Here is a 23359-nt window from a genome sequence, read left to right as displayed (position 1 = left end):
TCAGGGCGATATATCGCGGCCGCAAGGCTCGCCGTGAGTGCTAAATTTGAGTAAAATACGGCTTTGTAGATTTTATTGACCCACAACGTGCATGACTCCTGAAATTGGCCTTTTTGCTCTCGTTCTAGCTTTCATGACCGCGATCGCCCAGGCGATCTCGTTAATTATTGGCATTCGTAGCGGTGATGTGCGTTTTTCTATTTTCGGGCAACGCGCCTCATTCATAATATTTTCCTTAACGGCGTTATCGTTCGGCTGCCTGATGTACGCCTATGGCGCATCGGATTTTTCAGTCATTAATGTTTATGAAAACTCGCATTCTGCAAAGCCGTTTATCTACAAGTTAACAGGTACATGGGGCAACCATGAAGGCTCCATGATGCTCTGGGTGCTGATCTTGACCTTGTTCAGCGCTATTTTGGCGGCGCAAGGCCGGGCGGCGCCGGCGAAGCTCCATATGCTGACGCTGGGTATACAGGCATTGATTATCACAGCGTTCATTGCGTTTATCTTGTTCACATCCAACCCGTTTGAACGGCTTTTCCCGGCGCCTTCTAACGGAGCAGGGCTAAACCCTCTCTTGCAAGATCCGGGACTCGCCATTCATCCGCCGTTTTTATATCTCGGTTATGTAGGGTTTTCTATTCCGTTTTCCTTTGCGGTTGCAGCGCTTGTTCTCGGCAATGCGGATTCGGTTTGGGGTAGATTGGTGCGACCTTGGGCGCTTGCTGCATGGGTGTTTCTCACAATCGGCATCGCGCTCGGAAGCTGGTGGGCCTACTACGAACTTGGGTGGGGCGGATGGTGGGCGTGGGACCCGGTGGAAAACGCCTCATTCATGCCTTGGCTAGCTGGCACTGCTTTGATTCATTCAATTCGTGTGGTTGAGCGGCGTGATGCGTTAAAGGGCTGGGCCGTTTTGCTTGCGATCACCACTTTTTCTTTAAGCCTGGTCGGCACTTTTCTGGTGCGTTCCGGCGTACTAACTTCTGTGCATGCATTTGCCGTTGATCCTGCGCGCGGGGTGTTCATCCTCGCTATTTTGGTCGGCGCAATCGGCGGAGCGCTTTCGGTTTATGCACTAAGAGCATCATCATTAACCGCGACAGGCCGATTCGAGCCAGTCAGTCGTGAGGGAGCGCTAATTATCAATAACGCCTTGCTGATCGCTGCCTGTGCTACAGTCTTCGTCGGGACGTTCTATCCGTTATTTATTGACGTGCTTACTGGCGACAAGATTTCGGTCGGCGCGCCGTATTTCAATCTCATTTTCACTAAGATCGCTGCCGTGACATTGGCCCTTGCTGCGATTGGTACGTTATTAGCGTGGAAGCGAGCGAACTGGCGGAGCACTTTGGCATCGATGATGCCTGCAGGCGTTGCGGCCATCGTCGCTGGTGTGATTGCGCTTGTCATTGCGGATAGAGAGCGGGCGGCGGGCGCCTTCGCCTTGATGCTAGTTGTCTGGCTTGCAGGCGGGTCTTTAAGTGAAATCGTTCAACGGACCAAACTAACCCGCATTCCTTTTCGCGAAAGTTTTGCACGCGCACGCGGCTTGCCTGGTGCAACGTGGGGAGCAGCGCTGGCGCATATCGGACTTGCGCTTTTCGCCTTTGGTGCAGCTGGGATCAGCCTGTGGAAATCAGAAGAAGTCGCCCTGATGGCTGAAGGAGAGCAGGCGCAGGTTGCTGGCTATGTCGTCACATTATCGTCAGTGGATAACTTGGTCGGACCAAACTATGAAGCGGAGCGCGCCGTTTTTTCAGCAACAAAAGGTGGTGAGACGTTCGCACTCTCGGGCGAGCGGCGATATTATCCGATCAGAGGAATGGAAACGAGCGAAGCGGCGATCCGTTCGCACGGGCCAGGAGACCTTTATATCTCTTTTGGCGAAAATACCTCCGGGCGCGGCTGGCCGGTCAGGCTGTTTTACAACCCATTTGTCGGATGCTTGTGGTGGGGCGCAGGGTTGACAGCGTTTGGCGGGCTTGTCGCTTTCGCCGATCGCGGGCGGCGGCCGGCTCGGCTAAAAAGAAAAAAAACAAAACAGTCGGAAGCGCTTGAGGTGGCGCCGGCATGAGAAAAATTATTGTCTTCACGCCGCTATTTCTTTTTCTCCTGATTGGCGTTTTCTTCGCCTGGGGTTTGACGCGCGATCCCTCCCGTATCCCTTCGCAACTAATTGATCGACCGCTACCGCAATTTGAACTTGATGCGCCTGAAGGTTTCTCTAGCGGTCTGTCTACGGAGGATTTCAGGGGAGAGGTGTCACTGTTGAATGTTTTTGCGTCCTGGTGTGTCAGTTGCCATGTGGAGCACCCTTTGCTTATGGATCTCGCCGCGCGTCAGGAGGTGCCCATCTATGGCCTCAACTGGAAGGAAAAGCCCGGCGACGGTAAGGCGTGGCTTGACCGGTATGGAAATCCTTACACCCGCATAGGCGATGATCAAAATGGGCGCGTCGCCATCAATCTCGGCGTTACAGGCGCGCCGGAGACTTTCGTCATCGATAAGGACGGGCGCGTGCGTTATGTTTTTGTTGGCCCGATCACCCTACAGTCATGGAGTAACACGTTGGGCCCCCTAATCGAGGAATTGAAGCGCTCATGAAATTGCCTTTGATCCTGCTGATCTTCATGCTCGCGGCAGCCGTCGTCGCCGGTTCGGCTGAGGCCGCAGAGCCTGACGAGGTGTTAAGCGATCCAGTGATGGAAGAGCGTGCGAGAGAACTCGATGAAAAATTGCGTTGCGTTGTCTGCCAGAGCCAGAGCCTGGCGGAATCGAACGCGCCGCTGGCGAAGGACATGCGAATTCTCGTGCGCGAGCGTATAAGTGTCGGCGACAGCGATGAAGAAGTGATTCAATATCTCGTCGATCGCTACGGTGATTATGTGCTGCTAATGCCGCGCGTTCAGCGCAATACGATTTTTCTCTGGCTGTTCCCGGTATTCGTTGTTGCTAGCGGAGGGGTGGTTGCACTGATTTATCTGCGCAGTCTTAAAAAACCTGTTGCATTTGAACTCAGCGACGAGGATGAAGAAGAAATTGAACGTATCATCTACGAGCGCAGTCAATGATCTGGGCGCTTATTTTAATAATCGCAGTTGTAGTCCTTACGCTGTTGATAGAGCCTTATTTTCGCAAAACCGCTGAAGCGGAAAATCTTGATGAAAAGGATTACCTAGTCGCTCAGTTTGATGATATCGCGCGTGACCGCGCCGCCGGGCTGCTAAGTGATAAAGAAGCGGACGAAACCGAAAAAGAAGCTCGCCGTCGTTTGCTTGTTGCTAGCAAAACAAGTGAAGGCTCGCATGAACGCAACAATGGTTTTATCGGTCGTAACGTCAGTATCGTAATTATTAGCGCCGCGCCACTGGCGGCAATTATTCTTTATGCGTTGATTGGCAACCCTGCGCAACAAACAACGCAAAAAGCGATTGAGCTCGCACAGCGGACGCAGCTTTCCGAGCCAGGTAATGGTGCTCAGGGCGCGCCGAGCCTTATCGCTTCCGTTAACGCTTTGGAACAGCGTCTTGCCGACGCCCCTGAAGATCTCGCCGGTTGGGCCATGCTGGGGGAAAGCTATACCCGCATGGATCGTTTTGCGGAAGCGGCTACCGCCTTTGCCCGGGCCCGCGAATTGGAACCTGACAGCGCCAATCTGCACGCAGCCGAGGGCGAGGCGCTTGCAATGGCGAATGACGGGGTCGTTAATAAAGAAGCTTTGGCGGCGCTGCAACAGGCGCTGCAGCTTGACTCGGCGGAGCCGCGGGCAAGATTTTACCTTGCGCTCGCCGCCTATCAGCGGGATGAAAGGGAAAAGGCTCTGAAAGAGTTTGTGGCGCTTGCCAATGACTCGCCCGCTAATGCGGGATGGATGCCGCTAGTCCGTTCACAGATTGACTCAATCGCAGCGGAACTCGGTCGCCCGCTTGATACGCTGGGAATTGAGGACGATTATTCTGAGAATATGCGATCGCAAGGGATGAAAAATAACTTTATTGGCGCGGGACCGACACAAGACCAGATACAGGCGGCAGAACGAATGTCGACCGAAGACCGCACCGTTATGGTTGAAGGCATGATCGAGGGGCTTGTTTCGCGACTTAGAGAAGATCCCAATGATCTTGAAGGCTGGACAATGCTGGCGCGTTCTTATGCTGTGATGGACGATTTGCAAAAAAGCGCCGACGCCTATGCGCGCGCTATCGAACTGGCGCCAGGGGACATAGATTTGCGGCTCGGTAAAGCGGAAGTCTTGCTAAATATCCTTTGGGAGGAAGGCGCACCGATTGATGAAAATGCAAAAACCGCCATCGACGAAGTATCCCGTCTGAACCCGGAACATCCCTTCGCGCTTTATTTTCAAGGGCTCGCCGCCAGCCAGCGTGGCGACGCGGCGCGCGCCAAAACCTATTGGGAGCGCTTGCTTGTCGCCATGCCTGAAGACTCACAAGAAGCAGCCAGCATTCGAGATATGATTGCAGCGTTAAAATAGCGCTTTAAAAACGACGCGGTTCGCCGTTTTTTTAAAGCAGAGAATAAGAGTTTCCGAGCACTTGGGTGAGCCATTATGCTCCCGATATCCTTTTTATCAGATTCCGCTATTGCTAGCCTACCGAGAAAAATATCTTAGCGGATCCGCTCGCTGCCATACAAAATAACGTTAACGGTTCCTTGCGTCATGTGAGCTGAAGCGCGTAAAATCCGCAGGCAATACGAGTTGTACATATAAGCTTAGTTTGTGCGCGGCGTCACATCGGGGGAAAGATGGCGAATGATATATTCTCGCTGAAATTAAGCGGCGGTTTAAGTGCGCGATGATTGCAGGGAGGGCGATAGGATATGGATATAACGGCAATGTCCGAAGCGCAGTTTATATTCCTTATGCTGGTCATATTTCAATTTAAACAGTTATTTGGCGATTACATATTTCAATCAGCGTGGATGGTGAATGGAAAGACGAAAACAGGAGTTGATTTTGTTTTTCCGTTGACTGTGCATGTTTTAATTCACGCGCTGACGACCTTAGCTATCGTTCTCATTGTGAACCGGGATTTGTGGTTGCTGGCCTTCGTTGATTTTACAGTGCATTTTGCGATGGATCGCATTAAGTCGAGTCCAATAATGATGGGACGTTTCACAGATATGACAAAACAATCTTACTGGATTCCATTTGGTTTAGATCAAATGGTCCATCACCTGACGCATTATTTTATAATCTGGCAGCTTTTAAACTACCGGTAATTTCGCGCCTTTGTTGACGGAATGCAGGTGGTTTGGTGAGTGGAAAGGCCAGAAAAGAGTTGCGGCGCTCTGGAGCACGAGGGCATAATCGCTGCGACAGGAGAGACCCAGTGAGCAGATTTTGCTACGGTGCTACCATAGATTTGTGGTCTGTCGCTGCGCCGCAACATCCCGCTGGCTGGTGGAAAATGCAATGGGGAAGGGGCCCATTTTCATGTTATTAATACGATTCATCAGAATCGCGTCAGTTGCGCTGGGTTTATTCATGACCGCTGTCAGTGCTCAGGAGCCTGAAGAATCTGTCCGAGAAACAGTAGATCGTAATTTGCTTGAATATCAGGCGCAGGGCTCCGATCGCGGGGAAAGCGATTTTGTTGGTATTCCTTTTGAGCAAGTACTCGCAACCCCTGAGAATATCCAACTCAATATCGCTTATGCGCGCCAACAGATCATTGGAGGCGATCTTAAAGAAGCCGGATCAACGCTCGAGCGAATTTTGCTTATCGACCCAGCCATGCATGACGTACGAGTATTGTATGGCCTCGTGCTTTATCGGTTAGGCCTGTTCGATCGCGCGCGTTACGAACTGGAGCTCGCTCTTGATAGCAATAACCTGCCGCCGCCGCTGAGGGCCGAGGCGGAAACATACCTGAACCGGATTAAGTATGAACAGCGTCAGACGCGCGGTTCGCTAACGCTGACCACGGGGCTCGACTGGGATCGCAATCGAAACCAGTCGCCATCAAGCGGCATGGTGCAATCGTTTCTGGGTGTGTTGCCGGCTGAGGAAAGAAACGGCGACGCTGCTTTTATCTTCTCCGCACAAGGACGTTTGATTCATGACCTCGGATCGCAGGAAGGCCATACGCTGCATGCGGAAGCTTCCTATTATCATTCCGACAAACATGAAGTTGATCGACTCGATCTTGATGCGACGACGCTGGCGCTGGGCGGTACTTGGTATGCCGGTGATTGGTCATTTACACCGCGACTTAGAGGCGGCTTTTACTGGCTTCAGGGCGAGGACTATCAAAAGACGCTGGGCGGGGATTTTGAAGTCGCATACCGCTGGAATCCTCATGTGAAAGCGTATGTGACTTTACGCGGTGAAGACGAAAACTTCCGAGCCACAACAAATTTTGGGTCGGCGCCGCTTCGGTCCGGCAGAAGGCTCGGCGCGCGCAGCGGCCTTGAATGGCGCTTCAGCACAACGCAACGTTTGTCTGTGGAGGCCATGTATATGGACAAACAGGGGGATGCATCATGTTCGCTGACCGGCGCCGTGTCGGGGTGCGAATCTTATGGTCGTTATGGCGCCAATATGCAGCACAGCTGGCTTTTAGGGAAAGGTGCGTTCTCTCTTATCGGATTGTGGGCTGAGAGGTCGGAATATGATGGCGTTGACCGTTTTATCAGCCCGTCAATCGTTCGAGACGAATGGCTTTATCGCGCGCGGGCGACTGTCGGCGCACCTTTGTCGGTGTTCTTGCCAAATGCGCCTGAGGGCGTGAAAGACATAAATATCATCGCGCAGTATGAGTATGAAACAGTTGATTCGAATATTCTCAATTTTGATTATGATACGCATAAGGCTGCGTTGCTGTTATCCAAACGGATTGCATTTTAGGGGGCTTTAAAATGAAACGGGCAAGCCTTATTAAAGCTGCGAAAATAGCTGTAGCAACGGCGGCGATGTCTTTAACGCCGGTTGTCTTAAATGCGGCGGAATGTTTTGATCATGAAACGGACGATCCAAAAGCTGGAAATGCGACTGCAGTCGTAGGCCCGTCAGTGGATGTTGAAAGGCAGAATCGAAACGGCGCATTTCGGCCTGCAAGCGGCGATGATATGTTCACTGGCGACACTGTGCGGACAGGCGATGAGTCTCATTTACAATTAAAGCTGTGCGATTGGAGCACTTACACATTCGCACCGAATTCAGAATCAGCCATCAACGAATTTTTCGACGCACGCGGCGCCGGCCGGCGTCGAGTAGTCAATTACGTGCGCGGTGGATTTCGATATTCCTCAGGTCGTGAAACAGAGCCGGGATCAACGGAAGTTGAAATTCAGGACGCAGGCGTCACTATGGGTGTACGCGGCACTAATGTTATTCTTGCAGAACTTGACGGCTTTGTTTACGCGCTGCTTGAGGGGCCACTTCGTGACAATAGTGGGCTAACCCCAAAGGGACTGGTGCAGTTCTGGACAAACGATAACCGCAGTGTAATTGAGGCCGTTTTGAAACGTCCGGGTTTCGTTGTCCGCATAGGGCCGGATGGACTGTCTGAACCTTTCCGAGCTGATCGGACGCTGCTCCGCCGTATTTATCGCGCGTTTGTCCCGGTTATTCCCGAAGACGACGGATCTACATTTGAATATGCAGGAAATGCACTGGATGATTCCGGGCAGGGTGCGCAGGAAGGCGATTCTTATCAATTTGAGTCTGAAGAACGCAACGAAAAAGAGGACGAACAAACAGAGCAAAAGCCTCAGCAGCCATTTAACGACGGAGAAGATCCGCAGGAACCGACAGATCCAATGGAGCCGCCTGACCCAATGGAGCCGCCTGATCCGATGATCCCGGTAGGAGACATCTTGCCATTAGATGCCCTCGATGACTTTGCAGGCATGCAAACAAGTCCAAGCGGCAATATTTTTTCGCTGGCGCCTGCCGTTATCACGGTAGATGACGGCGTAAATGTCACCGAGTATGATGGGGTTGTTATTTTTCAAATCGATATTGATTGGCAAAATAGAACTGTTGCACCTGATGCGCTCGCCTCATTCGTGCGGTTTGATTTTACAGTGTCGAATCCGGACGACCTGACGCAGGAAAGTCCATCTTCATTTACAACGCCTTTTTCGGTCAACGAAGAGTTTTTCGCCGCTCTGCTAGGCAGCGCCGCCATTTCTTTCACGGATGGTGAGGAGGGCGTCGCTAAATACTCAACGCCAACCTACGTGCTGACCATACGACAAGGGCCGAACGATACGGTAATGGCTGATGTAAGCCTTGATTACTCTGACACAGATGGTCAAGGCATTATGTACTCGGTTACAAGTTCTCTCGCTGACCTCATGCTATCTGCCGGGGAAGGCGATTTGGCTTATTTCACTCAAAACCTGCCCCTCGGTTTGGTTTATACGCCGACTGAGCTGGAAGGAGTCTCAACGTCCGGGATGTCCATACTTTCCGGATTTTCCGACAGCGTATATTCTACACTGAATGGAGCAACAAAACTCGCTGGCGTGGCGTTGGCGCAACTTGAAATTGATTTTGATAATAGAACCGTAGGCGGCGGATCATCATTCGTAGCTGTCGCCGCAGGCGCTGATTCGGCTATTGGCGGAGAGAACACCGGGCAATATGTGGCGCTCGATCAAGCGGTTTCCTTTGACAGTGGGTTGTTCGGGCTTACCTTCTTCACGCTCGCTTCTCTGTCGTCTGATCCGGCGGTGCAGAATGGCCAGGCTATCATTTGGGAGCCTGAGGGTTTGGCTGCAAATATTTCATCGATTATTTCCGACAATAACGGCAATCATCTTTATTCCGATGTTGAACTATTCAGCGACACGAAAGGTGCAGTCACTTCGATATCCGATCTTGAGGTTCTCGCCGTTGACCTTGGCGCAGGTACATTCCGGTATGACGGGACGGCTGGCGGCCGAGGTATTGGCGGTTTTGTGGATTTTGAACGTGCTGACGGCGCATTATTTTTTGGCGAATCCGAAGCATCAATCGATATAAATTTTGCAAACCGCACATTGGGAGGCGGAAACTCTTTCGTGTCCGTAAATATAGACGATCCGTCTAGTGGATTTAATTTCGCCTTCTCGGAGCTATTGAACGCTGTCAGCTTTGATGACGCTATCAACAGCGTCGGCGCTTTCGCTCTCGGTGCAGAGGATTTCAGCGGCAGCAATATTGACAATGCCTTGTTCCTGATACGAGACGGAAGCGCCCCTGGAGATGCTGCAGATCTATTTTTCAATTTCAATGATGGAGATGGCGGCGCCGGGGTGGGCGTAAACGAGGATATGTTGCGCCAAAATGGCGCAACTCCGTAATTGAATGAAGAACTTGCGAAGTATCTTCGGGCCACGGATCGCCGGTGTCATCGGCGCAACGCTAGCGCTTGTCATTGTTTTTCAACAGCCGATGCTGGTGAACGTAGCGCGGGACCGGCTGTTTGATCAGTTTCAACGCATATCACCACGGGCCTATGACAGCGATCTGGTAAAAGTTGTTGAAATCGATGACGCAGCGCTTGAAAAATATGGGCAATGGCCGTGGCCGCGCCATCGTTTTGCGACCATAGTTGACAATTTAAATGAAGCTGGCGCCGCCGCAATTGTTTTCGACATACTTTTTGCGGAGCCCGACCGCACAAGCCCGGGCAATGTTTCAGCAAGCTGGTTAGACGCGCCTTTGCTCGTGCCGATTGTAAGCGAGCTTGACGCATCCAATTTAGACGAACTTGATCATGATAGCCGTTTTGCGGCTGCGATCGAAGCCGCGCCAACAGTCATGCATATTACAGCCCGCTCTGGCGCGTCGACTGCAGTTTGTCCTCCCGTTCTGGAAGCGGCGCGCGTTCAAGGTGTACGGCCATCGGATCTAGCGCGCGTTGCGCCGAGTTTCCGCCAGATTGTGCCGCCATTGCCGATTTTCCGCGACGCAGCGCGTGGAGAAGGATTCGCCCGGGCGGCTCTTAATGACGACGCAATCATTCGCACCGTACCACTGATTGCGCTCGCTTGTGACGGCAAGGAAATTTATCCAAGCCTCGTGCTGGAAGCTTTGCGTGTCGCCGCGCCCAAGCTTAACCCCACGTTGGCGCCGACAGACTTTGTACAAGAGGCAGTAGAGCGCCCTTGCAAAGCACACGTTACCAGCACGGCAACACAATCCGTCTCTCAGGTGGCGCTTTGCAGCTTGCGTTTTCCAACGTCGCAAGATGGCCAACTTTGGATTCATTATTCGAGACTTGAAAGCATCGAAAAGCGGCGGCTATCTGTTGTCGATGTATTGGAAGGTGAAACGGTTTCATTAAGTGAGATTGTCAAGGGCCGGATCGTTATGATTGGCGCATCTGCTGAAGGTCTGCGGGATGCGCTAATTACGCCGCTTGGCGATGTGCGGCCGGGTGTTCACATTCACGCAGAGGTGGTTGAGCAGGCGCTCTCCGAGGAGACACTGTATCGCGCCTGGGATTTGATGCGCCCGGCTGAAATAGGCGCCGCTATTCTTGTAACCTTGATAATGCTGCTGTTCTTACCACGCTTGTCGGCCGCGATGGGTTTTTCAATCTGGCTGATTTTAACAGCCGCTTTTTTCGCAGGCGCGTTTTGCGCATTCCATTTCGGCCGTCTACTTATTGATCCAGTAACGCCGAATCTTATCATCGCGACATCCTTCTTCGGCTCATTTGTCGTGATGTTTCAACAGGAACAGATTGCGCGTAAATTTATCCGCGGCGCCTTTGGGAAATTTCTATCTCCCCTTATTGTTGAGCGGTTGGAACGTGATCCGACCCTGTTGAAGCTGGAAGGGCAATCGCGGGAGATCACAGCATTCTTCTCCGATATCCGTGGTTTTACATCGATTTCGGAGCAAATGTCTCCGCCCGAAGTCACAACCTTGCTTAATCAGTATTTTACTCAGATGACACGCATCGTGGTTAATCATAAAGGACTAGTCGATAAATTTATGGGCGATGGTTTGGCGGCCATGTGGAATGCGCCGGTAGACGTCACAAATCATCCGGCGCAGGCTGCGCGTGCTTCGTTGCAAATGTTGAAGTCGCTTGAAAAGCTGAATGCTGTCTGGCGCGAGAACGATCAATTACCCGTTCCTGAAATTAAAATTGGTATTGGTCTGCATACAGCTGAAGCGCGGGTAGGCAATTTTGGATCGGAAGATCATCTTGAATATTCGATGTTGGGGGATATGGTGAACCTGACTTCGCGACTTGAATCACTGACGAAACTTTACGGCGCGCCCATTATCATGTCGAAGCAGACGCGCGAGTGTATTCCTGACTTTGCCGGTGTGTTGCTCGGGGCGTCTACCGTGGTGGGGCGCACCGATTCAACAATTATTTACGCATTGGTTGGTGATGATACTGTTGCGGCGAAATTGGCGTTTCAGTCATTCCGGCGATCATTTGAAATGGGTGTTGTTGCTCTAGAAAATGCGGACGCCCATGCAGCGCTAGACCATTTCGGCGCGTGCGAGCAGGGGGAGACTTTCGGCCTTGAGGAAACCATCAAAAGTTTCAAAAGGCGTGCAGAAGACATGATTCGCAGTACCTAACCGATGCCGCAGGCGTACAGACCCATAAAGTTTTGAGCTTTAACGAAAACCGTGAATTTGCGTGTGTCAGGAATTCATCTGCTAAAGCGCCAGTGCTGTGACGTGAAACACAGCGGATCACGAGCAATTCTAATAATTTTCTCTCAATGGCGGTCGGTTGAGACAGCTTTGAACGACGGGAGAAAGACAATGGGTATTCTAGAAATTATTCTTATCGGTTTCATTGGCATTAACGCTACCCTGGGCGTCTCTAGTCTCTTTACGACCGGCCGTTAGGCGCCAAGCTGTGTTGTGCGACGCGTAAGGGGAGATATCGGCGCGTCAACAGGCTGGAATTCCATTCCGAATTATACCCTTAAAATCAATACCTTGTCGAAAATTGTATTATCTGTGACGGTCGTCACAGCACAAATTCGGCCTGTATTTTATTTCTCTCTCATAGGCAGTGGAAAGAAATTGAGTGAAAAGAGGGAGAAACATCATGGGCGTTATCGAAATCATTCTTATTGGGTTTATTGGAACGAACGCGGTTCTCGGTGTTTCAAGCATTTTCACAGTGTCGCAATAGTCGATCCTTCTCTACTGACCGTTGGCGCCCACGTTCCGTTTTACGTCCCAACCCCAGTATTCACGCGCATAATTTGAGATAAAGCGTCGATATTTTCCAATATTTTGCCTGCAGTTGCAGGGAAAATTGAAAACCTAGCAGCCTGTGACGCCCATCACAGCGGATAGTTCGATCCGGCTTTACATTGAAAACATCGGCACTCGGAAATGACTGACAAGACGAGAAACTGGAGAAAATCATGGGCGCGTTAGAAATCATCCTGATAGGCTTTATCGGCATGAATACCGTCCTTGGCGTTACAAGCGTCTTTATGGTTTCCAGGTAGCTGACAACACCCTCCCAGGGCCGGGATATGCCTCATTCCGTCCCGTATCTTAGACTGGCGGTGCGTTCTTTGGGGGAAGGATGCGCCGCCATTTTTCTGCTAGAGCGCGACAAATGACTTCTATTTCGCTATGTAGTGAGTAAGGACGACCTGCATGGGAGAAATAGGGTGTCCATACAAGATGCAAAATCGGCCGCGACAGCAAGTCTCATATGGGAACTGAAGCGTCATCCTTTTTTCGAAGCCTTGTCGGATGAGACTCTGAAAGGCCTGTTAAACGCAGCGCAAACCGTGGTCTTCTCGCCCAGAAAAGAGGTATTTTCCCAAGGCGACAACAGTGACTGTCTCTACATTATACTTTCAGGATGTGTAAAAATTTCCAGCTTTTCGGACACTGGAAAAGAGACAGTGCTTGCGTTTATGGGCGAGAACGAAATACTGGGTGAAATGGGGGTTTTTGATGGCGGCGTTCGCTCAGCTGCCGCCAGTGCATTACAGGAAACGCGCGCTTTGCGCCTATACAGGCGCGATGTCTTAGATTTTCTAGAGCGTAATCATGGAGTTGCTCTCCAGATAATATCGGCGCTATGCACACGGCTTCGCCACACAAATTTCTTATTGGAAGATATTGCGACGTTGCCTGCAGGGCCGCGTCTGGCGCGCGCGCTTTTGCGTCTTGGTGAATATTACGGGCATGTCGACGAGGACGGATCCCTTTGTATCGATATGAAGTTGAGTCAGGGCAACCTCGGCGCGCATGCTGGCCTCATGCGCGAAAATGTAAATCGCCAGATCAAGCTTTGGGAGCATGAAGGGATTGTGCGTCAGAAAGGCGGCGTGATTACGGTCTTAAAACCCGATATGCTGAAAAATATAGGCGAGGAATAGGTTTCGGTTTATCGCGCAGATTTTTCGTCTCTGCTGTTTCTTTCATCTCTATAGTTCGAGAGCCAATTGACCCTTCTATTATTCTACCTTTTTCTGGCGATTTTTGTATCTTTTTTTTGCTCGATTTCTGAGGCAATTCTGCTTTCAGTTAGGCCTACATATGTAGCAACGCTCGAACGAAAATCTGCGCGTGGCGCAAAGGCGTTAAAAAAACTGCGCAGCAATCTTGATCGCCCGCTCGCTGCAATACTTACAGCCAACACAATTGCGCATACTGTTGGGGCTGCGGGCGTTGGCGCGCAGTCAGCAGTAGTTTTTGGGAGTGCATATATTGGGGCGACATCCGCAATTTTAACGCTACTGATTCTCGTATTCTCAGAAATTATTCCTAAGACTTTGGGCGCAACTCATTGGCGTACGCTTGCACCGGTATTTGGTCCCTTAATACACGGTTTGACAGTCACCTTTTTGCCGTTTGTTTGGTTGTCAGAACGTCTGACGCGCTTGATCTCAAGATCGGGATCCCGAGGATTTACATTCAGTCGTGACGAAATGGAGGCTATGGCGGAAATCGGCGTGCGTGAAGGCCTTCTACAAACGAAAGAACTCAAAATTGTATCGAATTTGATGCGGCTTCAGAGCTTGTCAGCGCGCGATATTATGACGCCTAGGTCTGTTATATTTTCAGCGCCTGCTGACCTTACGGTGCAGGAGTATTTTTTACGCTATTCGACGAAGCAATTCTCGCGTATCCCGATTTACAAAACCAACTCTGATGATGTGATCGGGTTTGTATTAAAAACGGACCTTTTGATGGCGCAGGCGAAAGATGAATTTAACCGTCCTCTTTCTGATTTTCGGAGAGAGTATCTCGCTTTATTGGATAATGTCACAGCTTCCGATGTTTTCGACAGGCTAATGCACGAAAAAAGCCATATCGCGCTTCTAGTAGACGAATATGGGACCGTACAAGGATTAGTGACGCTTGAAGATGTCGTTGAAACTTTAATTGGTCTTGAAATCATGGATGAACTGGATACCGTGGAGGATATGCAAGTGCTCGCCAATCGTCGCTGGCGTGATCGTATGACCGCACTTGGTATTGACCCCGACAGTCTTAATACCGAAAGAAACTAGATCGCGCGCTTACGCTGGTCTTCACGTCCCATAGCAATCAAGTATGGATTTTCTTTTTGCATGGCGGAGAAATCCGCTTTCTCTTTCAGACCCAGCCATTCATGCTGGATAAGTTCTTGCGCGATGGCTGCGCCCAGTGTTGCGCCTGGGCCGGCGAGGATAAGTTGATCGGGTGCGAATTCCTTGATCGCCACTTCGATTGATTTCGAAAAGTCGTAAGTTTCAACGATTTGATGGCCGAATGTGTATTGATATAACGCTTGGAGGTTTATGTTGTATCGTGACCAAATGGCTCCGCGCCCGTCGATCATAGGAATTTCCGGCTCCTGCATTATATTCTGGTCAAACAGGCCGAGTGCTTTTTGCGATATATGCTCAAGCAGCGGCGTATGAAACGCCGCGTGGCGCGCCAATCGGAACGGGTAACGTCCTTCGGCTTGCGGCAACGTTTTTTCCATCGCCGTCATGCCTGCATCATCACCGGCGAGAATTGCCATGCCGCCAAGACGAATAGAAAGATATGCCGCGCCGGCGGTGCGGCCGGCATGAAGTGCTTCGCCGATACGTTTCCGGTTGGCTTCAGAGGAAATCCAATTCTCGTCCACAAATGGATAAATCAGTTGTCCGCCAATGCCTTCCGCTTGCATCAGCGAGCCCATTGTATCTATAATGCGAATAGCATTTTCGCGATTGGCGGCGCCAGCGGCGGCGAGCGTCAAATACCAGCCTAGCGAGTTGCCGCAGACAGCGACGATGTCAAATTTCTCACGATTGATCGCGGCGAAGTCACAAAGAGCGCAAGCATAGATCAGCGGGGATGCATTAATACTGGAAGCATGTTTTGCTGCTGAATACGCCTTTGCGCTGTCGAGGGCTGTGACGGTTTCACGGCCATTCGTTTTGCGCCATTTATCGACGTCCGTGATAAAATCTTCTTTTTCGGTGTGATAGCGGCTCAGATATCCAAGTTCGTCTTTACCATAGGCGCCACGGCCGGGAAAAATAACGACAGCTGACTTTTTCATTATTCTGCGGCTCTTTTTTTCAGATTTCCGCATATGGCAAGCGCTGCGTCGACAATGCCAGTTTCGCTGATCAACACTTCGTTGGCGGCTGGGCCTAGAGGGATAAAAGTATCTACGCCGGTGATGCGATTTATATTAACGGCGGCGCGCCGGTCATTCAAAATTGCAATGATTTCCTCGCTTGGAGACCCGGATTTTCGACATTCGTCGACGATAAGGATATCCTGGCAGCCGCCTATAGCATCCAAGACGGATTCAATCGGCAACGGCGTAAGCCAGCGCAAATCAATGATGCGCATATCAATGCCTTTCCGCGCCAAGGTTTTAGCGGCGCGCTGCGAAAGATATGTCCCATTGCCGTAGGTAATGATGGCCAGATCGGCGCCATCGCCGATCGTGTTCACAGACCCAAACGGCGCCGTGCCCTCAATTTCTTCGAACACTGCCGTCATGGCGCCGTCTCCATCTTGGTGAAGGTCTTTGGTTCCATATAGAGCAATCGGTTCTAAGAAGATGACTATGCGTCCTTCTTCGCGGGCGAGCCGGAAGGCTTCCCGCAACATCATGACGGCCTCGGCGCCGCTGGACGGACAGGCCAGAATAACGCCCGGAACGTCGCGAAATACGGCAACTGAATTATCGTTGTGGAAATGGCCGCCAAAGCCTTTTTGATAAGCGAGGCCGGCAACGCGCACGACCATCGGGTTTGCATACTGACCATTGGAGAAGAAAGATAACGATGCCGCTTCGCCACGCAACTGATCCTCAGCGTTATGAATATAAGCGAGAAACTGGATTTCAGGTACTGGCAGGAAACCGTTATGCGCTAGCCCGATGGCCATACCCAAAATCGACTGTTCGTCAAGAATGCTGTCGAAGACTCGCGCCGGTCCAAATTTTTGTTGCAGCTTTAAAGTCGCGCCGTAAACGCCTCCCTTTTTTGCTACATCTTCACCGAAGATGGCGACATTGGCGTCCTTTTCCAACTGTTCAGCAAGCGCCAGCGAGATCAGGCGGGACATGTGCTGGGGTTCGGTTAAGGCGCGCTTTTCGTTCTGCGCCGACGTCAGCGTTTTCCCCGCTCGTAATGCGCGTCTAGGCCGTGCTGGAGGAATGAGCGTAGCAATGACGTCCGACGCACTGGTTAATTTTGGTCGCAGCGTCGCCTGTTCCATAGCGCGTCTCACGCGTCCGGCAATATCAGCGTAGAGCTTTTCAATATCTTCGTGGCCCATGAGACCACAATCCAGTAGCCGCCGGGCTGCATGCAGCAGCGGATCCTGATCGGCCTCCGCGTCCATTTCCGTGCGGTCACGATACCCGCTTTCGAGGTCTGATCCGGCATGGCCCATCAACCGTACTGTGCGAAGATGTAAAAACACAGGCTTACGAGTTAAGCGCGCATACCTTTCCGCTTCCTTTGCAGCGCGCATCGCGTCAACAGGGTCGCGGGCGTCGCCGTAAATATAGCGTAGTCCTGGCCGCGCGCTATAGCTGGCGGCAATCCATCCCTCCGGTGTTCTCACCGAAATGCCGATGCCATTATCTTCACAGACAAAAACAAGCGGCAGGGGTAACCCGCGAAAACCTGTATGGGCTGCAGCGTTAATTGCGCCGAGGGCAGTTGAATGGTTCGCCGATGCGTCGCCGAAGCTGCAGAGCACAACACTGTCTTGCTTCAGTTCGGCGTCATGCTTTTTTAAAGAACGCGCTAGCGCAACCGAAAAAGCAGCGCCCATGGCCTTTGGCAGATGCGATGCAATCGTCGATGTTTGCGGAGGTATAAAGAGTGTTTTGGAGCCGATAACCTTGTGCCTGCCGCCGGAAATAGGGTCTTCGGATGAGGCGACGAAAGAAAGCGCCATATTCCAGATCGGTGTTTCGCCAGGAATTTTTGATGCTCGCTCAATATAGAAAGCGCCGCTGCGATAATGAAGAAACGCCATATCATCGACACGGAACGCGCGGGCGAGGGCGGCGTTGCCTTCATGGCCAGCGCTGCCGATCGAATAAAATCCACGCTTTTCTGCGCCGAGACGGCGGGCTTCAAGATCGAGTCGGCGGCTGGTCAGCTGGCTTTCAAATAGCCCCGCGAGGTCTTGCGGCGTCATGTCAGCTTCCCGCAGACTTGTAACGCTAACCGGCCGGGGCAGGCGACCTGCTTTGAACCGTTGCAAAAATCCATCCGCCGATGCAGCGATAGCGCCTGCCATACTCTATACTTTTCCTCGCGAAATTATTTGTTACTACATGCGCCTTGAGCTTACTCACGTACTGCGCCTATCTCCATATCAGGCGATCATTGTTTGCCAAGGCGATTAACCATTCTTCGGAGAAATTTCTTGAAAAAACCCAACCTCGGAGAGACTTTACCCGCTTCTTACCAGAACGAGCAAACGCTTCACTTGCTTCGATTTCGGCGTTCGACTGCGGCGGATTTTCTCGACGGGCCAGGCCCGGATACGGAAACACTTGCTGATCTTCTGGAACTTGCGGCGCGGGCGCCGGACCACCGCAGGGTTGTTCCTTTTCGGTTCATTGTTTTCGACGGCGAAGGGCGTCAGCGATTTGGCGACGCTCTTGCCAGCATCTTCGCTGATCAGGAACCTGATGTAGATAAATCCAGACTCGAGTATGAGCGCACCAGATTTCTGCGCGCCCCCGTCATTGTATGCGTTGTCTCCCAAATCAATCCAATTCACAAAACGCCGGAATGGGAGCAAATATTAGTGGCTGGAGCAGTTTGCCAAAATTTGCTGATTGCCTCATCGGCTTACGGATTTGCCGCCCAGTGGCTGACTGAATGGTACGCCTACGACGAGAATATTCGTACAGTGTTAGGGTTGTCGGAGCATGAAAGACCGGCTGGCTTTGTCTATATAGGTACTGCAAAGGAGTCGCCGAAGGAACGCGGGCGACCCGACATGAATGCAATTGTTTCGCGTTTTTGATTATTTTGAACATCCGCCAACGCGCATTTTTATGCTTTGCCGTTATAACGGCCGGATGGTTAAGCTGCGCGGCCACGTTGATCCGACCGGCGCTGTGCTTCTTCATCGAAAAGCTCCGCCAGTTTATCAATTATAGCCCCGCCTAGTTGATCGACATCGACAATTGTGAGAGCGCGGCGGTAATATCGTGTTACGTCATGACCGATACCGATTGCCAGCAACTCGACAGGCGAGCGGTTCTCAACATAATGGATGACCTCTCGCAGATGACGTTCCAGATAAGCGCCGCCATTTGCGGAGGATGTCGTGTCGTCAACCGGGGCGCCGTCCGATATCACCATCAGTATACGGCGCGATTCGGGCCGGCCCAGTAATCTGGAGTGCGCCCACATCAACGCCTCGCCATCGATATTTTCTTTTAGCAGGCCTTCCTTCATCATCAGTCCAAGCGAAGAGCGGGCTCGCCGCCATGGCGTATCCGCCGATTTGTAAACAACGTGCCGTAAATCATTCAAGCGTCCGGGTTTGGCCGGTCTTCCGTCTGCAACCCATTTTTCTCGCGCCTGGCCGCCTTTCCAGGCGCGCGTTGTAAAGCCCAGAATTTCAACTTTTACGCCACAGCGCTCTAGTGTGCGTGCGAGTATATCAGCGCAGATTGCAGCAATAGTTATGGGCCTTCCCCGCATAGAACCCGAATTGTCTATTAATAAGGTGACAACCGTATCACGAAAGTCCTGTTCCTTTTCCATTTTGTATGAAAGCGGTTGCATCGGATCGACAATAACCCTGGCAAGGCGTGCAGCGTCGAGTACGCCTTCATCAAGATCGAACATCCAGCTTCTATTCTGCTGCGCCATCAGCTTTCGTTGCAGCTTATTTGCAAGCCGGGCGACGACGGCATGTAGATTTTCCAATTGCCGGTCCAGCGAACGTCTCAGGCGTTGCAATTCTTCAGGATCGCAAAGGTCTACAGCATCAGCAATCTCATCGAATGCTGTGGTATAGGCTTTGTACGCGGCGCCGCTGTCCCCTTCAAATTGCGTTCGCATTGACGAGATTTTAGCGTTTTCCGTAGAGCCGTCATCTTCTTCGATACCGCTTTCCATATCCTGCTCGGAGAGATCGGAGTCTCCACTTTCGCTTTCTCCAGATCCCGGATCTTCAGGCATTTCTTCGGAGCCGGTTTCTTCATCGCTGTCATCGTTTTGATTATCACTTTCGTCCTGGTCGTCCTCCCCTTCCTGACTGCCGTCTTCTTCCTGGTCTCCCTGATCATTGTCGTCGAGTTCAAGTTCGCGAATTAAGTTTCGTGCGAGAGCTGCAAAGGCTTCCTGATCGTTCAGCGTGGCCGCGTCGCTGAGCGCATCGAACGACTTACCGGCGCGGGATTCCAAATCGTCCCGCCAGGCTTCAACAATACCCGCCGCTGAAGCTGGTGCGGTGCGGCCGGTGAGGCGTTCACGCAACATCAGCGCCGCTGCATCAGCCATTGACGCCGCCTCCTTTACGTTCAGTTTGTCATATCCCTTCTCTGCAAAATTCTTTTCTAAAGCAGCCGCAAGGTTATCGCCTACGCCCTTCAAAGCGCGTGCGCCGATGGCTTCGCATCGTGCATTTTCAAGCGCAGAAAACACAGCGCGTGCTTCTGCGCCTTTTGGCAAGAAATTGTGATGCGCAACGGCGTCATGATGCGCCAGTCTCAGTGCAGCCGAGTCGCTTTCACCCCGGGCGATTGCGGACGAGGCTTTATCAATAACCCGGGCGGGCAGGGGAATCCGGGCGGATTTTCCCTGGACGGCCGCCTGATCGCCGCCGAAGGCAACGTCTACATCCTGCTGCGCTGAAAGTGCGCGCGTCGTATGAAGAAGCGCTCTTTTAAAGGCTTCGCGGATTTGTTCTTTTGTCGTCATCGGCGTTTATATAGTCGTTGAACGCACCATAGGCCAATCATTCTTCCAACCGGGAAAACCCGCCATATAGCGGGGTTTCCCGGAACGATGCGCGCCTGATTGGGGGCTTACCAGATCTGCACGCGTTCCTCGGGGGGCAGGTACAAATTATCATCCTCGCTAACGTCGAACGCGGCATACCACTCATCCATATTGCGAACGACGCCGTTCACGCGATACTCGGCCGGCGAATGCGGGTCCGTCTTTACCTGATTTTTCAAGGCTTCTTCGCGTGTCGCGCGTTTCCAGACCTGCGCCCAGGACATGAAGAAACGCTGATCGCCTGTGAAACCGTCAATGACAGGGGCTTCCTCTCCGTCGAGTGAAAGTTTATACGCGTGATAGGCCATGGCCAAGCCGCCCACGTCGCCGATATTTTCACCCATGGTCAGTTCGGGATCAATGAAAAACCCTTCCACAGGTTCGTAGGTTTCATATTGTCCGCCGAGCGCGTCTGCGAGTTCCTGAAAATTGGCGGCGTCTTCTGCGGTCCACCAGTCGCGCAATATTCCGTCGCCGTCGGATTTGCGTCCCTGATCGTCAAACCCATGTCCGATTTCGTGGCCGATCACCGCGCCGATGCCGCCATAATTGACGGCGGGATCTGCGGCTGGATCGAAAAAAGGCGGCTGCAGAATTGCGGCCGGGAAAACAATCTCGTTACGCGGCGGCGAGTAATACGCATTGACGCGCTGGGGCGTCATTCCCCATTCTGTTTTATCAACAGGACCGCCCAGTCTGTCGATGGACCATTCCCACTGAAAGACAGTGGCCGTCTTTCTGTTTTCAAAAGCGTTTTCGGTGACAGTTAAACCGGAATAGTCGCGCCATTTATCTGGATAGCCGATTTTTGGCGTGAACTTGTTCAGTTTTGCGTGCGCCTGTTCTTTTGTCGCCTCGCTCATCCACGGGAGGGTGTCGAGCCGTTCATCCAGCGCCATACGTAAATTTGCAACAAGGTCTTGCATTTGTTCTTTGGAATCCGGCGGAAAATATTGATCGACGTAAATTTCACCAACAGCCTCGCCCATGGCGCCGTTAACAGCAGCCACGCCGCGTTTCCATCGTTCACGCTGTTTCGGCGTGCCGCGTAGCGCCGTTCCGAAAAACGCGAAATTTGCATCATCAAGTTCAGAAGGCAGAACGTCGGCATAGGTGTTCAGGTGATGGAAGGTCATATAGGCTTTCCAGCTTTCGACCGGCGTTTCAGCGAAAATCTTCGCCAGATTCGCAATGGCGTCATCTTCCCTCACCACAAATTCAGTTTGATCGCCAAGGCCGGCGGCGCCAAACATCGCTTCCCAGGGCGCTTCAGGCGCAAACGCCTTCAATTCATCCAGTGTTTTCAAATTATAAGTCAAATCGCGATTGCGGCGTTTTGCAGGCTCCCAGTGAACTTCAGCCATTTTGTATTCTATATCGTATATGGCTTGCGCTTTTTGCTCTGCGTTGGCAATGCCGCCTAATTCAAGAACTTTAGCGATATAATCCTTGTACAGATCACGTTTATCGGCAAACCCGTCTTCGAGATAATAATTCCTGTTCGGCATGCCAAGGCCGGCCTGTGTGATATACATAATATATTGATCGGTGCGCTTTGAATCGACATTGACGAAAGCGGCAAATGGCGAGTTACCGATCATACCCGGTTCGCCGAAAATACGCGCCACATCCTCATGCGTTGAAGCGGAGTCAATTTTCGCAAGATCGTCGGCGACGCTTTCATAGCCGGCCTGATTAATAGTTTCTACGTCAGTATAAGCGTTGAAGTAATCGCCGACTTTTTGTTCATTGGAGCCGTCCGGCGCATTACTGTTTGCGGCGTCTTCAATTATTGTCCTTACACGATCTTCTGAGCGCTCGAACAATACTGTGAATGAGCCGTAACTAGCAAACTCTTCCGGTATTTCAAAACTATTCAGCCACTTGCCGTTTACATATTGATAAAAGTCATCGCCAGGGTCGGTTTCCGGATCAATGTCGGCGATTTCAACACCCCATTCGCCAAGTTCCGGCGTTTCGGCAGTGCTGGTTTCAATTGTTGGCTGATTCGATTCCTGCTGGGTCGATGAGGCGTCTTCTGCGGATTGGTCGGCGCAGGCGACTATCGTCAGCGTCGCGGCGCTGCATAGTAAAAATTTCTTCACGGTGCTTTCTCCTCGCGTGTATTCCGGTGGTTTATTCTTGCGTTATATTCCCCGCGACCAATGTCCTTATTTCAAAGGGCAGAGCAAGCGGAGTGGGACTAAAAGAGCATTTTCGCGGATGAAACGTTTTCCACATTTCAATTTTAGCCACTGAAAAGGACATACTGCGTCGCAGCAAATTACTTGCCGATTTTTTCGGACTCCTGCACATTGTGTGGCCAGCAAGGAGGGCATGGCCATGGACCTGAAATCGGTGATTCGTACGATCCCGGATTACCCCAAACCCGGCATCATGTTTCGTGACGTCACGACCCTGCTGACCGATGCGCGCGGGTTTCGTCGCGCGATCGATGAGCTGGTGCAACCGCTTGCGGGCGCCAAAATTGACAAGGTCGCCGGGATAGAAGCAAGAGGCTTCATTCTGGGCGGCGCGATTGCCCATCAACTGTCCGTAGGATTCGCGCCCATCCGTAAAAAGGGAAAACTGCCCTACAAAACTATTCGTGAAAGCTACGCGCTGGAATATGGCGAAGATGAAGTCGAGATTCATATCGATGCGATTGAAAAAGGCGAAAAAATTCTGCTGGTTGACGATTTGATCGCCACCGGCGGCACTGCCGGGGCCGCCATAAATTTGCTTGAACGCGCTGGAGGCGAGGTTGTCCTGTGTTCCTTTATTGTAGATCTCCCTGATCTTGGCGGTGCGCAAAAATTGCGCGAGCGGGGCATGAATGTGACGGCGCTGGTTGCGTATGAGGGAGAGTGATTTCCTGGCGGGGCGTTTCATAAACTTTACCTTGGCG

Annotated in this window: 16 protein-coding genes; 12 read left to right on the top strand and 4 right to left on the bottom strand. The window is 51.8% G+C overall.

Going from position 1 to position 23359, the window contains the following annotated elements:
- Nucleotides 1-91 precede the first annotated feature (91 nt).
- From ACQK2Q_RS07010 to ACQK2Q_RS06965, 10 genes are all read left to right on the top strand, one after another.
- Nucleotides 92-2080, top strand: a complete 1989-nt coding sequence (locus ACQK2Q_RS07010; protein ID WP_425409031.1) for a heme lyase CcmF/NrfE family subunit — start codon at nt 92-94, stop codon at nt 2078-2080.
- A complete protein-coding gene (locus tag ACQK2Q_RS07005; RefSeq protein ID WP_425409030.1) occupies nt 2077-2610 on the top strand; it encodes a DsbE family thiol:disulfide interchange protein in 534 nt (177 codons plus the stop codon). Before ACQK2Q_RS07010 ends, ACQK2Q_RS07005 begins: the two co-directional genes overlap by 4 nt.
- On the top strand, nt 2607-3077 hold the full coding sequence (locus tag ACQK2Q_RS07000) for a cytochrome c-type biogenesis protein (RefSeq protein ID WP_425409029.1): 471 nt from the start codon (nt 2607-2609) through the stop codon (nt 3075-3077). The genes ACQK2Q_RS07005 and ACQK2Q_RS07000 overlap by 4 nt, the downstream gene beginning before the upstream one ends.
- Nucleotides 3074-4498 (top strand): c-type cytochrome biogenesis protein CcmI, encoded by a 1425-nt coding sequence (gene ccmI / locus ACQK2Q_RS06995; RefSeq protein WP_425409028.1) that lies wholly within the window; start codon nt 3074-3076, stop codon nt 4496-4498. The genes ACQK2Q_RS07000 and ccmI overlap by 4 nt, the downstream gene beginning before the upstream one ends.
- A 347-nt stretch (nt 4499-4845) precedes the next feature.
- A complete protein-coding gene (locus ACQK2Q_RS06990; protein ID WP_425409027.1) occupies nt 4846-5247 on the top strand; it encodes a DUF3307 domain-containing protein in 402 nt (133 codons plus the stop codon).
- 265 nt (nt 5248-5512) lie between these two features.
- Entirely contained in the window at nt 5513-6874 is a 1362-nt protein-coding gene (locus ACQK2Q_RS06985; protein ID WP_425409026.1) for a hypothetical protein, read from the top strand.
- 11 nt (nt 6875-6885) lie between these two features.
- Nucleotides 6886-9318: a hypothetical protein gene (locus tag ACQK2Q_RS06980; RefSeq protein ID WP_425409025.1), complete on the top strand. Its 2433-nt coding sequence runs from the start codon at nt 6886-6888 to the stop codon at nt 9316-9318.
- A 4-nt stretch (nt 9319-9322) separates the two neighbouring features.
- Nucleotides 9323-11566: a CHASE2 domain-containing protein gene (locus tag ACQK2Q_RS06975; RefSeq protein ID WP_425409024.1), complete on the top strand. Its 2244-nt coding sequence runs from the start codon at nt 9323-9325 to the stop codon at nt 11564-11566.
- Nucleotides 11567-12627: 1061 nt separating this feature from the next.
- On the top strand, nt 12628-13347 hold the full coding sequence (locus ACQK2Q_RS06970) for a Crp/Fnr family transcriptional regulator (RefSeq protein WP_425409023.1): 720 nt from the start codon (nt 12628-12630) through the stop codon (nt 13345-13347).
- A 66-nt stretch (nt 13348-13413) separates the two neighbouring features.
- The gene (locus ACQK2Q_RS06965) at nt 13414-14484 is read left to right on the top strand and encodes a hemolysin family protein (protein WP_425409022.1); all 1071 of its coding nucleotides are present in this window, start codon (nt 13414-13416) and stop codon (nt 14482-14484) included.
- On the opposite strand, the gene ACQK2Q_RS06960 is transcribed toward ACQK2Q_RS06965, so the two are convergent.
- Entirely contained in the window at nt 14481-15509 is a 1029-nt protein-coding gene (locus ACQK2Q_RS06960; RefSeq protein WP_425409021.1) for an ACP S-malonyltransferase, read from the bottom strand. The genes ACQK2Q_RS06965 and ACQK2Q_RS06960 overlap by 4 nt on opposite strands.
- The gene (locus ACQK2Q_RS06955; protein WP_425409020.1) at nt 15509-17722 is read right to left on the bottom strand and encodes a dehydrogenase E1 component subunit alpha/beta; all 2214 of its coding nucleotides are present in this window, start codon (nt 17720-17722) and stop codon (nt 15509-15511) included. The genes ACQK2Q_RS06960 and ACQK2Q_RS06955 overlap by 1 nt, the downstream gene beginning before the upstream one ends.
- 129 nt (nt 17723-17851) lie before the next feature.
- On the opposite strand from ACQK2Q_RS06955, the gene ACQK2Q_RS06950 reads away from it, so the two are divergent.
- On the top strand, nt 17852-18460 hold the full coding sequence (locus ACQK2Q_RS06950; RefSeq protein WP_425409019.1) for a nitroreductase family protein: 609 nt from the start codon (nt 17852-17854) through the stop codon (nt 18458-18460).
- Between the two features lie 59 nt (nt 18461-18519).
- Here ACQK2Q_RS06950 and cobT read toward each other — a convergent pair whose 3' ends face one another.
- Both cobT and ACQK2Q_RS06940 read right to left on the bottom strand, forming a co-directional pair.
- On the bottom strand, nt 18520-20370 hold the full coding sequence (gene cobT, locus ACQK2Q_RS06945) for a cobaltochelatase subunit CobT (protein WP_425409018.1): 1851 nt from the start codon (nt 20368-20370) through the stop codon (nt 18520-18522).
- Nucleotides 20371-20477: 107 nt separating this feature from the next.
- A complete protein-coding gene (locus tag ACQK2Q_RS06940) occupies nt 20478-22556 on the bottom strand; it encodes a M13 family metallopeptidase (RefSeq protein WP_425409017.1) in 2079 nt (692 codons plus the stop codon).
- Between the two features lie 238 nt (nt 22557-22794).
- Between ACQK2Q_RS06940 and ACQK2Q_RS06935 the strand changes: the two genes are divergently transcribed.
- Entirely contained in the window at nt 22795-23322 is a 528-nt protein-coding gene (locus ACQK2Q_RS06935; protein WP_425409016.1) for an adenine phosphoribosyltransferase, read from the top strand.
- Nucleotides 23323-23359 lie beyond the last annotated feature (37 nt).

This window comes from Hyphococcus sp., from assembly GCF_965228385.1.
In the GTDB taxonomy this organism is placed as follows: Bacteria; Pseudomonadota; Alphaproteobacteria; order Caulobacterales; family Parvularculaceae; genus Hyphococcus.
The sequence above is the reverse complement of the archived record's forward strand: the minus strand, read 5'-3'. Positions and strand labels throughout refer to the sequence as shown.

What these genes read in the sequence shown, in the direction of transcription:
- ACQK2Q_RS06985 (WP_425409026.1), top strand. Translation starts at nt 5,513, where the DNA reads ATGACCGCTGTCAGTGCTCAGGAGCCTGAAGAATCTGTCCGAGAAACA.
- ACQK2Q_RS07010 (WP_425409031.1), top strand. Translation starts at nt 92, where the DNA reads ATGACTCCTGAAATTGGCCTTTTTGCTCTCGTTCTAGCTTTCATGACC.
- ACQK2Q_RS06960 (WP_425409021.1), bottom strand. Translation starts at nt 15,509, where the DNA reads ATGAAAAAGTCAGCTGTCGTTATTTTTCCCGGCCGTGGCGCCTATGGT.
- ccmI (WP_425409028.1), top strand. Translation starts at nt 3,074, where the DNA reads ATGATCTGGGCGCTTATTTTAATAATCGCAGTTGTAGTCCTTACGCTG.
- ACQK2Q_RS06980 (WP_425409025.1), top strand. Translation starts at nt 6,886, where the DNA reads ATGAAACGGGCAAGCCTTATTAAAGCTGCGAAAATAGCTGTAGCAACG.
- ACQK2Q_RS07000 (WP_425409029.1), top strand. Translation starts at nt 2,607, where the DNA reads ATGAAATTGCCTTTGATCCTGCTGATCTTCATGCTCGCGGCAGCCGTC.
- ACQK2Q_RS06935 (WP_425409016.1), top strand. Translation starts at nt 22,795, where the DNA reads ATGGACCTGAAATCGGTGATTCGTACGATCCCGGATTACCCCAAACCC.
- ACQK2Q_RS06990 (WP_425409027.1), top strand. Translation starts at nt 4,846, where the DNA reads ATGGATATAACGGCAATGTCCGAAGCGCAGTTTATATTCCTTATGCTG.
- ACQK2Q_RS06975 (WP_425409024.1), top strand. Translation starts at nt 9,323, where the DNA reads ATGAAGAACTTGCGAAGTATCTTCGGGCCACGGATCGCCGGTGTCATC.
- cobT (WP_425409018.1), bottom strand. Translation starts at nt 20,370, where the DNA reads ATGACGACAAAAGAACAAATCCGCGAAGCCTTTAAAAGAGCGCTTCTT.
- ACQK2Q_RS06955 (WP_425409020.1), bottom strand. Translation starts at nt 17,722, where the DNA reads ATGGCAGGCGCTATCGCTGCATCGGCGGATGGATTTTTGCAACGGTTC.
- ACQK2Q_RS07005 (WP_425409030.1), top strand. Translation starts at nt 2,077, where the DNA reads ATGAGAAAAATTATTGTCTTCACGCCGCTATTTCTTTTTCTCCTGATT.